Consider the following 3,943-nt stretch of genomic DNA (forward strand, 5'->3'; position numbering starts at 1 on the left):
GGATATGAAAGATGTTTATGTGATGGGAGAGAGGGGGTACCTATCACGAACCTCCCGCCACCGAAACGCGTTTTCTCCCCCACACCCCCTTCGCTGGAAAACCGGAAACGCGTTTTTACCTCAAACCTAAAAACTCGCTGATTATCAATCACTTATTTAAATTATTGATAATCAATGTATTATTATAACATATTGATTATAAGCCACTTAAATAAGCATATATCCTACATATTAATGTACGCGTATAATACCGCTCTTGTATGTTTTGTAAATTGCTGATAATCAGATGATAGAATCGAAATTAATACAATTTAACAAAAAAAAGATAGCATATATATATGTAGTAATGGTAAATGTAGTATATTTGCAATGTGATTAAGAGAGATCACGAGTTAACACAGTGAGCCTATATAGTGTACCCGTTGGGCTAACTATATCTGTATCTGTAATTGCCAGCGTCGTTGGCTATTAAATTGAATATCATTTGTTTAACAATTAAAATATATTAGGATATGATTACGAAAAAAAATGTAAACAAACTACAGAATGTCGTTATTAAAGAAAATGCTGCAAATTTGGTAGGTGCTGTTAAACTGTACAACGCTCTATTTGCTAATGGAGCTGATCTAAAGGCTATTTGCAAGGCTTTGGAAATACCAGTAGAATACGCTGTAAAGGTAGCAGCCCTCGCCAAGGATAAAAAACGCCTGGTAGCTGTGTGTGGCCAAATGTTACCGAAAGTTGACGATACATTTGTTAAATTTGCTTTATACTCTAAAGTGTATAAGGATACCAATGCAGACAAAGAGAAAGGCGTTGAGGCTAAAACGGCTGATTGGTGCGCTGATAATGTGGTTTACGGTAGCGAATATAAATCATTTGGTTTTACTACTGCCGAATCATTGGAGACCAAAAAAAGCACTAAATGGTTGATAAAAGAAAACGACGAGTATAAAGCTACTTATGTGGCTGTTAAGATCAAATCTTATTCTATTCGCACTGTGGCAAAGTGTGTAAGTGAATACCTCGCACATGAAAGCAACCAGCAGTAACAAGGCACGGAGAGCGCCGTTAAGCTCTCCAAAGGTTTGACGCGTACCGTTAAACGCGCTTGTACGCCGTTGTCAGTGGGTGCACGTCCCGCGTATGCTTTAGACTGAAGCTGACAAGCAGAGAGTTATTTTACGTATTGGAGATAGATATACCGTTGCCCTTGCCGTTGGCAATTAAAGGGCTGGTATTACTGCATGAATCACCCGAATAGGCGTGATTCATGTTAGGTATGTGATTACAGTTTGGAAAACATGCCGTTGTACGAGGTTTATCTCCAGATCGGAACGTGTCTTACTTGCTTACACGAAAAAATAGAACAAGGCTGTAGATTAAATTACAGGGTACAAGCATGTAGCCTACCATGTAGGGACGTGCCGTATCAAAACGCAAGGACACAATCGCCTTTATTTGTGGCTAAGTTGTGTAGCAGACGGAAAATATAATAACAACATAGTACGGGCCTGTACGCAAGAACTACGTACTAATTACGGGCTGTTGGTTGTAGCATAAAATCTCTATAGGATAGGAATGCGCGTCCGGTTCGATTCCGGATCAACCTCTAAATTATAAATAATATAATAGCATGGAAAAGAAAGCAATGATCAACGCTTTAACTGAAGCGTTCAATAAATCTAAAAACAGTTGCGTAAAAATAACATTGCGTAACTATATCGAGACGGTGGAAACATTGAGCGAAAGTGAGTACAAAGAGGCGGAAGGTTTCTATATTGAAGCACTTAACCGCTGGGGTTAATCATAATTAAAGCATAAAGAAAATGGAAAGGAAATTTAAATCTCACATGGTAGACGTTCGCGGTCTGTCCAGGAAAGAAGCTAAAGAAAAGCGGAAAAGAGCGTATCGGGAATTTATGTTGTATCGTGATCTTAAAGAAGCGTATCATGCCGATACAGGAAAGGATAAATGTAAGCGTAAAGTTCATACATCACGAACATACGTCAAGGAAAACATAAACAGTATTTAAATAGGAATAGGGTTGTTCCGAATATCGGAGCAGCCCTATTTTCGTATCCTACTCTTTCTATTTACGGGTAGGATATTCTGAGAGTGAACGGCGGACGTGGACAAAATTGGTCTAAAACGAAACAAAAATAAGGCCATTCGGATATAATGCCGGTATTTTGTCTATATCATGTCGTTAAAATTGGTCTAAAACGAAACTTGAGGCGGTTTTCTGACCCAAAAATAGGGTGTCGGATGCCGCCTTTTTCATCTCTATGGATTGAAAATCAGGCTTATTGTATTTTTCTTAAAAATTAGGTATGCTTGATTATCAATTAGTTAGGTTTTATAATACCCGTATTTTCGGGCACACTTATTGTATTTTTTTTTATTTTATGTGGTGGTTTTTATTAGTAGCTGACCTTTATTTTCTGTCGGTTGGTATTCGCTCTATGTTGGAGTACGGACCGGATCAGTATAATATTGTAATGGTCTTTTGCTTTTCTTTGTTGGCTTTGATTATAGGTTTAAATATCTATCTTGATAGGAGGAGCAGGCGGTAGGGCGTGGGCTGAAGACTCTCTATTCTCTCTATGGAATAATATTACCTCCAAATACCCCACACTTCATGCCAGAGTATAAGCTTGTAGCGCTCTCCGTATGCCGGTAGTGAGGCGGTAGGGCGTGGGTTCTATGCGGAAAGCCGGAGGATTAGCGGGAGTTGGAGAGGGGGAGAGGGAGGGCACTCCCTACCAACAAAATCAAGACTTATAGCGTTTTAAAACAGCATTTTGTAGGGGTTTCCCACAAAATTCAACAGATCAGCGTTTTAAAACAGCATTCTGTAGGTAAGGGTTAAAGACTGCATTATGTGAGTATTTTTTTTTCAAGCGGAATGTATAACAATTAAAACATAAACAACATGAACGTATATGATTTTGCGCCTGACTTAGATTTGAGTAAGGAGGTAGAAGGTTCTATTTTTGGGGTGAAAGGAATAGAAGGTAGTGATGGAATAGTATATGCTAAGGTAGTTAGCTGTGTAGACGTTAAGGATTACAGTTGTGATAGGTGTATTTTTTATGATTGTTATAAGGATAAATGTTTATTATCGCGTAGTGATAGTTGTATAGATGGAGATTGGATTTGTAGGTACGAACAGGCTGCCATAGAGGGGGAGTAGGCGGCGCCTTGGGCTAAGGCCTGCGGTTGTAGGTGGAACGTAGGTCGGAGCAGAGCCGGAACAGTTTATTGTGGAACTAAAAAAAAATAAAAAGGAGGAGATAGCGATATGAAAAAGGCATTTAAGATATTTTCTATTATGTTTGTCATAGAAATAGTGCTGATAGCTATTTTAGATGCTATGGCGTAAGTGAGAAAAATTTCTTCATTAATTTTCTTGTGCTTTAGACAGAATGCTCCCGTCTGCGAAGATCGGAGCATTTGCTTTATGGGATTCATGGTGCAGTAGGTCGGTTCGATTCCGGCGATCTCACACAATATTAAAAACAAAGGAGGAAAGAAAATGAAAGATGGTATTACATTACATCCAGAGCACGGATTGAATCCGTCTATAGAAGTCTGCATGATATGTGGCGAAGAGATGGGGATTGCTTTATTAGGGAATAACATCAAAGGGCAGGCACCGCATCATATATGCACGGGCGGAGTATGTGACAATTGCAAAAAGATAATAGATGACGGAGGCTGTTTTATTATCGAAGTCGAGGATGGATCAGATCAAAAGAATCCGTATCGTACAGGAAGATATTGTGCGATAAAGAAAGAGGCGGCAAAGAAGATATTTGGACAGGAGCATAATATTGTGTACATGGAAAAGTCTGCATACAGTCAAATAATACCATAAAAATAAAGAAGGATATGTTTACAAAAGAAGAGCGATTATTCATATGGAAAAAGGTATATGAG

Annotated in this window: 3 protein-coding genes; all 3 read left to right on the plus strand. The window is 38.8% G+C overall.

All coding sequences use genetic code 11. From position 1 onward, the window contains the following. Positions 1 to 512: 512 nt before the first annotated feature. Entirely contained in the window at positions 513 to 1,052 is a 540-nt protein-coding gene (locus tag QZ334_RS07370) for a hypothetical protein (RefSeq protein ID WP_295233244.1), read from the plus strand. A gap of 584 nt (positions 1,053 to 1,636) precedes the next feature. Further along, the gene (locus QZ334_RS07375) at positions 1,637 to 1,807 is read left to right on the plus strand and encodes a hypothetical protein (RefSeq protein WP_295233246.1); all 171 of its coding nucleotides are present in this window, start codon (positions 1,637 to 1,639) and stop codon (positions 1,805 to 1,807) included. Between the two features lie 1,732 nt (positions 1,808 to 3,539). Beyond that, a complete protein-coding gene (locus tag QZ334_RS07380; protein ID WP_295233249.1) occupies positions 3,540 to 3,881 on the plus strand; it encodes a hypothetical protein in 342 nt (113 codons plus the stop codon). The last annotated feature ends 62 nt before the right edge of the window (positions 3,882 to 3,943 follow it).

The organism is Veillonella sp. (assembly GCF_019414865.1).
Taxonomy (GTDB): Bacteria; Bacillota; Negativicutes; order Veillonellales; family Veillonellaceae; genus Veillonella.